Source organism: Nonomuraea zeae (genome assembly GCF_005889725.1).
Classification (GTDB): Bacteria; Actinomycetota; Actinomycetes; order Streptosporangiales; family Streptosporangiaceae; genus Nonomuraea; species Nonomuraea zeae.
Genome location: NZ_VCKX01000471.1, coordinates 1 through 6,583 on the forward strand (window position 1 = coordinate 1; position 6,583 = coordinate 6,583).

The window sequence follows — 6,583 nt, forward strand, 5'->3', positions numbered from 1 at the left end:
ACGCGGAGAAGCTGATCGCGACGCGTGAGGCGTACGTGCTGGAGCCGCGGCCGGGGGTGACCAACCGGGACATGACGCTGCGGGTGGGCCTGCCGGTGTGCCGGGCGATCGTGGCGTTCGGGCGGCGGGACTATCCGGCCGTCGTGGACCTGCTGTATCCGATCAGGCACCGGATCAACGAATTCGGCGGCAGCCATGCGCAGCGGGACGCGGTGCAGAAGACGCTGCTGGAGGCGGCGCTGCGGGGCGGGTTCGCGGACGTGGCGCGGGTGCTGGTGAGCGAGCGGATCAACGTCCGGCCGTGCAGCCCGTACAACTGGCTCAAGCAGGCGGCGCTCGCCGACGCGCTGGGCCGCGACGCGGAGGCGGCCGCCGCCCGCCTGCGCGCGGACGACCTGGTACGAGACGCCACCCGCACGTAGTCCGCCCGAGGCGGGCGCGTCATCGGCCCCACGTCGAACCCTGTGCCCGAGGCGTCATCGCACGTCGGGCCCTGTGACCGGGGCGTCCTCGCCCACACGTCGAGCCCCGTGGCAGGTGCGTCCTCGGCCACGGGGCTGCTTGGCCCCACCCGCAGGGCTGCCTGCGGGCCCTTCCTGGGGGCGCTAATTCCGTTGTCAGCGTGCTCGGTGCTCCTGTCCAATGAGGTCCATGATTGTTCGCGAGGACCCGGCCGATCACGTAGAGCTGAACCGGCGGTACTGGGACGAACAGGCCGCCGGGTTCCACGGCCCGCTCGCCCGTGACGCGTGGTCGCAGTCCGCGCCCCGCTGGGGGCTGTGGGCCACCCCGGAGTCGCAGGTGTCCGTGCTCCCAGCGGACGTGGCCGGGATGGAGGCGATCGAGCTCGGCTGCGGGACCGCCTACGTCTCGTCGTGGCTCGCCCGCGCGGGAGCCCGGCCGCTGGGCGTCGACATCTCGCGCGAGCAACTCGCGACCGCCCGCGCGATGCAGGCGGAGTTCGGTCTCGGCTTCCCGCTGGTGCTGGGCGACGCCGAGCGGGTGCCGTGTGCCGGCGACCGCTTCGACCTGGCGATCAGCGAGTACGGCGCGTCGCTGTGGTGCGACCCCTACCGCTGGATCCCCGAGGCCGCGCGGCTGCTGCGGACCGGCGGCCTGCTGGTGTTCCTGCGCCGGTCGCCGCTGTTCGCGCTGTGCGTGCCCGCCGACGGGGAGGCGGGCGCGGCGTTGCTCCGCCCGCAGTTCGGCCTGCGGCAGCTGGCGGACGGCATGTCCGCGGAGTTCACCCTGGGGCATGGGGAGATGCTGGCGCTGCTGCGGTCGTGCGGTTTCACGGTCGAGGAGCTGATCGAGATCCAGGCGCCCAAGCCCGCGCACCGGGACTACTCGGAGGTCTCGGCGGACTGGGCGCACCGGTGGCCGAGCGAGGAGATCTGGAAGGCCCGCCTGACAGGCTGACCTGCTCCCCGGGCGAGAAGGCCCGCACGATGAGCTGGCCCACCCTGAGGGGGGCGGATATGCCACGACAAGGTGGGCAGGACGGAAACTGTCGCACCCGGCCGGTAGTGTTTCGACCCATGGATCGGCAACTCACCTTGATGGTCGTGCACGCTCACCCCGACGACGAGTGCCTGAGCACCGGCGGCATCCTCGCCCGCTACGCCGACGAGGGCATCCGCACGGTCCTGGTCACCTGCACCAATGGCGAGCAGGGCGACGACCAGGGCGGCGTGAAGCCGGGCCAGCCCGGTCACGACGACGCGGCGGTCGCCGAGCGCCGGCTCGCCGAGCTGCGCGAGTCGGTCGCGCACCTGGGCATCGACCACCTGGAGCTGCTCGGCTACCGCGACTCCGGCATGGACGGCTGGGAGACCAACCAGCACCCGGACGCGTTCGCCAACGTGCCGGTCGAGACGGCCGCGGCCAAGCTCGCCGCCCTCATGGAGCGCTACCGGCCGCACGTCGTGGTGACCTACGACGAGACCGGCGGCGGCGGTTACGGCCACCCGGACCACGTCCAGACCCACCGCGTCACGGTGGCCGCCACGGAGTCGACCGGCATCCCCGACAAGTTCTACTACACGGCCATGCCCCGTTCCGCGATCAAGCAGATGTTCGAGATGATGCGCGACAACGGGATCGACCTCGGCGGCTTCGAGCCCTCCGACGATTTCGGCACCCCCGACGAGCGGGTCACCAGCATCGTCGACGTCTCCCCCTACGTCGAGCGCAAGCTCAAGGCGCTGCGGGCGCACGAGAGCCAGGGGGAGAACATCTTCCTGCTGCGCATGCCCGAGGAGACGCAGCAGCAGGCGTTCTCGCACGAGGCGTTCGAGCGGAAGCTCAACAAGGTCGGCGCCCCCGGCCACGAGGAGGACCTGTTCGCGGGCCTGCGTGACGGCTGACCGCATTGACCACCACAGGTACGGCGACCCGGCTCCGATGATTCCGTGAATGGGGTGAGGGCCTTCGGTTCGGTGTGGATTGCGACATCTACCACCGAGCCGGCAAGGCCCTCATGTCCCGCCGCAACGCTGACCGAGCTCGGACCTCTGCGCCCTGTGCCGTCGAGGAGGGCCGGCCCAGTCGCGCGACCCCCGCGCCGGCTACGGGCGTAGTTCGCCGGAGCCGCGGGCGATCAGCCGGGTGGGCACCAGCGACCTGCGGGCCTTGGACCGGTCGCCGTCCAGCCGCGACAGCACCAGCTCCGCCGCCGCGGCCCCCATTCCCGCCGCGTCCTGGGCCACGACCGTCAGCGGCGGGTCGAGCACCTCGGCCAGCGGCAGGTCGTCGAACCCGACCAGCGCCACGTCCTTGCGCCGGGCCCGCGACAGCGCCACCACCGCTCCCATCGAGGCGAGGTTGTTGGCCGCGAACAGCGCCGTCGGCGGGTCGGCGAGACCCAGCAGCCGCATCGTGGCGTGCGCCGCCGCCTCCTGGTCGTGCCCGCTCTCCACGAGCGAGCGATCGAACGGCAGACCCGACTCGGCCAGGGCGTCGCGGTAACCCTGGAAACGCTCGCGGCGGGTGTAGAGGGTGGCGGGCAGGTCGCCCACGAAGCCGATCCGGCGGTGACCGTGGGCGATCAGGTGCGCGACGCCCGTCTTTGCGCCCTCCCTGTTGGCGCTGACCACGCTGTCGGCCGTCATCCCGACCGCCGGGCGGTCGAGGAAGACGATCGGCAGGCCCGCCACCCGCTCGGTGCGCAGGTGGCGGTGATCGCTGGCGGCCGAGGGCACGATCATGAGCGCGCTCACCCGGCGGCCCAGGAACGCCGCGATCAAAGACTGCTCCAGCACGGCCGTCTCGCTGGATGAGCCGACGATGAGCGTGAGCCCGCGCGTGCGGATGGCGCTCTCGATGCCGCCGGCGACCGTACCGAAGAACGGGTTGCCCATCTCCGGGATGACCAGGCCGATCGCGGCGTCCCGCGCGCCGACCCGCATGTTGCGGGCCATCAGGTTGGGCTGGTAGCCCAGCCGCGCGACGGCCGCCATGACCCGCTCGCGGGTCTCCACGGCCACCGGGCCGTCGTCGTTGAGCACCCGCGAGACGGTCTTCGCTGTGACACCGACCTCACGCGCCACATCAGTCATCGTCGGACGCCGCATTTCGCCCATGCTAGTGGCCCCGAAATCCTCGTCAGGACAGGCCGATGGCCTCCGCCGCGCCCTTGTCGGCCACCACCGCCTTGCCGTCCGAGACCTGGAGCGCGCCGGTCATGATGGCCACCACCTCGGCCATGCTGTGCTCGCCCGGAACGATCTCCGCGACCCTGCGGCCGAGGCGCTGGACGTGGATGCGGTCGGCGATCTCGAACACGTGCGGCATGTTGTGGCTGATCAGCACCACCGGCGTGCCCCGGTCGCGGACCCGCCTGATCATGTCGAGGACCTGGCCGGACTCCTTGACGCCGAGCGCGGCCGTGGGCTCGTCCATGACCACGACGTGCGTGGCCCAGGCCACCGCCCTGGCCACCGCCACGCCCTGCCGCTGGCCGCCCGACAGCGACTCGACCGGCTGGGTGAGCGAGCGCAGCCCGATCTTGAGCGCCGCCATGTGCCGGGCCGACTCCTCGCGCATGTGCTTCTTGTCCAGCATCCTGAAGACGCGGCCGAGCAGACCCGGCTTGCGTACTTCCCGGCCGAGGAACATGTTCGTCGCGATATCGAGCGAGGCGGCGACCGCGAGGTCCTGGTAGACGGTCTCGATGCCGTGCCTGCGCGCGTCGAGCGGGTCGCGGAAGCGCACCGGGCGGCCGTCCAGCAGGATCTCGCCCGAGTCGGGCTGCACCGCGCCGGTCAGCGCCTTGATCAGGCTGGTCTTGCCCGCGCCGTTGTCGCCGATGACCGCGAGCACCTCACCGGGCATCAGATCGAAGTCGGCGCCGTCGAGGGCGGTCACGTGCCCGTACCTCTTGACGAGGCCGCGGGCCTGGAGCACCGGGGTCGGCGGTGCGGGCGGCTGGAGCTCTGGGGCCGTCATCGGTTCCTCCTGCGCGACAGCTGGTCGACGGTGACAGCGAGGATCACCAGGATGCCCGTGATGAGCGTCTGGTAGATCGACGGTACGCCCATGAGTTGCAGCCCGTTGCGGAACACCCCCACGATGAGCGCTCCGATCAGCGTTCCGATCACCAGCCCCCGGCCGCCGAACAGGCTGGTGCCGCCGAGCACGACGGCCGTGATGCTGTCCAGGTTGTCGGTCTGGCCGGCCTGCGGGTCGCCCACGCCGGTGCGCGAGACGAGCAGCAGGGCGGCGATGCCGTAGACGAAGCCGGCCAGCGTGTAGACGCCCACGGTGAGGCGGTTGGTCCTGATGCCGGTCAGGCGGGCCACCTCGGGGCTGTTGCCGAGCGCGTACACGTGCCGGCCCCACGCGGTGGACCCCAGCAGGTACGCGAACACCAGGAACAGCAGGATCGTGAGCAGCGAGCCGTAGGTGACGTTCGTCTGCCCGACCTGGAACGTCTCACCGAGGAACGTCAGCAGCGCGGGCAGCTCCGTGATCGTCTGCTCGTTCGAGTAGATGTGGGTCAGGGCGAAGACCACGTTCAGCATGCCGAGCGTCACGATGAACGGCGGCAGCGAGATCCGCGTCACCAGCAACCCGTTGACCAGCCCGAACCCCGAGCAGATCGCGAGCCCGGCGACGAGCGCGAGCACCGGCGGCAGACCTGAGTCCACCGCCAGCTTGGTCATCACGATCCCGCCGAAGGCCATGATCGCGCCGTTGGACAGGTCGATGCCGGCGGTCAGGATGATCAGGGTCTGCCCGATCGCCAGCGTGCCGACGACCATGACCTGCTGGATGATCAGGGAGAGGTTGGAGCCGGTGAAGAACTGGGCGGAGTTCAGCCCGAAGAACACGGCGGCCAGCACGAGCGCGGCCAGCGGGCCGGCGACGGGCGTGCTGATCAGGCGGCGCGGCAGCGTGGCTTCCATGACGGCCATGTCAGCCCCAGCAGTTGGCCAGGCCGAAGGCGGTGTCCTTGGCCTCGACGCCCGTCACGGACTTGTCGGTGATCAGGGTGACTCCGGTGTCGGTGTAGCCGGAGGCCTTCTGACCGTTCTTGGCGAAGGCCGCGACCGCCTTGACGCCGTCCTCGGCCATCTTGATCGGGTACTGCTGGCTCGTGGCGGCGATCTGTCCTGACTGCACGGCCTTCGTGCCGGTGCAGCCGCCGTCCACGGAGACGATCAGCACGTCCTTTTCGCGGCCCTTGGCCTTCAAGGCGGTGTACGCGCCCAGGGCGGCCGGCTCGTTGATGGTGTAGACGACGTTGATGTCGGGGGCCTTCTGCAGGCAGTTCTCCATGGCGGTCTGGCCCTTGGCCTGGTCGCCCCTGGTGTCCTGGGAGCAGACGATGGAGGGGTCGCCCTCCTGGATGCCGAACCCCTTCAGGAAGCCGTCGTGCCTGAGCTGGCCGACGGTAATGCCGGGGGCCAGGTCGAGCGTGGCGATCTTGGCGGGTTTGCCGGCCATGGCGGCCTTGGCGTACTGGCCGATCAGCTCGCCGGCTTTGAGGTTGTCGGTGGCGAACAGCGCGTCGGTGGCGTCCTGCGGCTCGGTGGGGGTGTCGAGGGCGATGACGAGCACGCCGGCGTCGCGGGCCTTCTTGATCGCGGGGATGATGGCCTTGGTGTCGCTCGGGGTGATGAGGATGCCCTTCACACCGGCGGCGACCATGTTCTCGATGGCGGTGATCTGGCTCGCGTTGTCGCCGTCGAACTTGCCCGCCGCGCTCATCAGCTCCATGCCGTTGGCCTGGGCCGACTTCTGCGCGCCTTCCTTCATCTTGACGAAGAACGGGTTGGTCTCGGTCTTGGTGATCAGGCCGACCTTGGGGGTGGAGGCGCTCTGTCCGCTGCCGCCGCTCCCTCCGCAGCCGGTGACGAGCAGCGCGGTGACCAGGAGTCCGGCCGAAAGCTTCGCATTCATGGCGGTTCCTATCAGGGGGTATTCAATGTCATCGTTGACATATGTCATCGTTGACATCGGCTGTGCTGCGATGATGGACTCCGATCCGAGAAACGTCAATGCCCTGGTGCCGTAACAAATCGGCAACGTGCCGGAAAGGCAGGCCCGATGATCGCTGTTCTGGGCGAGTGCGTCGCCGACG

The 6,583-nt window shown here is 70.2% G+C and carries 6 protein-coding genes and 1 pseudogene; 3 read left to right on the forward strand and 4 right to left on the reverse strand.

What is annotated here, in order from left to right:
• The 3 genes and pseudogenes from ETD85_RS59145 to ETD85_RS59155 all read left to right on the forward strand — a co-directional run.
• A pseudogene (locus ETD85_RS59145) lies at nucleotides 1-422 on the forward strand (tetratricopeptide repeat protein); the annotation flags it as partial.
• A gap of 229 nt (nucleotides 423-651) precedes the next feature.
• Entirely contained in the window at nucleotides 652-1,419 is a 768-nt protein-coding gene (locus ETD85_RS59150) for a class I SAM-dependent methyltransferase (RefSeq protein ID WP_138698565.1), read from the forward strand.
• Between the two features lie 119 nt (nucleotides 1,420-1,538).
• Complete coding sequence (locus ETD85_RS59155) at nucleotides 1,539-2,366, forward strand: PIG-L family deacetylase (protein ID WP_138698566.1); 828 nt, start codon at nucleotides 1,539-1,541, stop codon at nucleotides 2,364-2,366.
• Nucleotides 2,367-2,567: 201 nt separating this feature from the next.
• Here the strand turns inward: ETD85_RS59155 and ETD85_RS59160 are convergent, their stop codons facing one another.
• Genes ETD85_RS59160 through ETD85_RS59175 form a run of 4 tightly spaced genes read right to left on the reverse strand, consistent with a single transcriptional unit; the run spans nucleotide 2,568 to nucleotide 6,402 of the window.
• Complete coding sequence (locus ETD85_RS59160) at nucleotides 2,568-3,548, reverse strand: LacI family DNA-binding transcriptional regulator (RefSeq protein ID WP_206059578.1); 981 nt, start codon at nucleotides 3,546-3,548, stop codon at nucleotides 2,568-2,570.
• Nucleotides 3,549-3,603: 55 nt separating this feature from the next.
• A complete protein-coding gene (locus ETD85_RS59165) occupies nucleotides 3,604-4,446 on the reverse strand; it encodes an ATP-binding cassette domain-containing protein (RefSeq protein WP_138698568.1) in 843 nt (280 codons plus the stop codon).
• Nucleotides 4,443-5,405 carry an ABC transporter permease gene (locus ETD85_RS59170; RefSeq protein WP_206059579.1) on the reverse strand — a complete coding sequence of 321 codons (963 nt, stop codon included), beginning with the start codon at nucleotides 5,403-5,405 and terminating at the stop codon, nucleotides 4,443-4,445. Before ETD85_RS59170 ends, ETD85_RS59165 begins: the two co-directional genes overlap by 4 nt.
• Nucleotides 5,406-5,415: 10 nt before the next feature.
• Nucleotides 5,416-6,402 carry a sugar ABC transporter substrate-binding protein gene (locus ETD85_RS59175; RefSeq protein WP_138698570.1) on the reverse strand — a complete coding sequence of 329 codons (987 nt, stop codon included), beginning with the start codon at nucleotides 6,400-6,402 and terminating at the stop codon, nucleotides 5,416-5,418.
• Nucleotides 6,403-6,583: the final 181 nt, after the last annotated feature.

Excerpts from the sequence above, each read along its gene's own strand:
- ETD85_RS59155 (WP_138698566.1), top strand. The coding sequence starts at position 1,539 with ATGGATCGGCAACTCACCTTGATGGTCGTGCACGCTCACCCCGACGAC.
- ETD85_RS59150 (WP_138698565.1), top strand. The coding sequence starts at position 652 with ATGATTGTTCGCGAGGACCCGGCCGATCACGTAGAGCTGAACCGGCGG.
- ETD85_RS59175 (WP_138698570.1), bottom strand. The coding sequence starts at position 6,402 with ATGAATGCGAAGCTTTCGGCCGGACTCCTGGTCACCGCGCTGCTCGTC.
- ETD85_RS59165 (WP_138698568.1), bottom strand. The coding sequence starts at position 4,446 with ATGACGGCCCCAGAGCTCCAGCCGCCCGCACCGCCGACCCCGGTGCTC.
- ETD85_RS59170 (WP_206059579.1), bottom strand. The coding sequence starts at position 5,405 with ATGGAAGCCACGCTGCCGCGCCGCCTGATCAGCACGCCCGTCGCCGGC.